Annotated in this window: 1 pseudogene; it reads right to left on the bottom strand. The window is 62.6% G+C overall.

The features are described from left to right. Positions 1 to 352 (bottom strand): annotated as a pseudogene (locus AX708_RS18580) (IS110 family transposase); the annotation flags it as partial. Positions 353 to 452: the final 100 nt, after the last annotated feature.

The following is a 452-nucleotide window of genomic DNA, read 5'->3' as shown; positions in this document are numbered from 1 at the left end:
TCAGCTCGCCAGCCCGCAAAAGCTTGGCGAGACCTACCGCATCGCGCCGGTTGGTCTTGACCCGGTCGCCAGGTCTCCTCGGAATCAGCGAGGGCGCAACGACGTCGCACGGATACCCCATGCCGGTGATGAGGCGGTAGAGACCATAACCGGTGGGTCCGGCTTCATAGCAGAAATGCGCTCGCCCGTACTTACCGACAATCCGCTGCACGACCCGCCGCATCGCATCGGACGCGGCGTCCACTTCACCGAAGTACCTGACCTCACCGCCACGCTCGCCCTCGGCGATCGCGATAGCGTTGCGCGACTTTGCCACGTCGATCCCGACGAAAACATCTGTATGCTGTTTCATGGCTCGTCCTCCTGTGATGAGGATCGGCTCGGTCACCCCGAGCAACCCTCGGAAACACAGTGTAGGGCGAGCCACCTCAAACACCGAGGCGGACATACGG

Source organism: Erythrobacter sp. CCH5-A1 (genome assembly GCF_001557115.1).
Classification (GTDB): domain Bacteria; phylum Pseudomonadota; class Alphaproteobacteria; order Sphingomonadales; family Sphingomonadaceae; genus Erythrobacter.
This window is presented reverse-complemented; position numbering and strand designations above follow the sequence as displayed.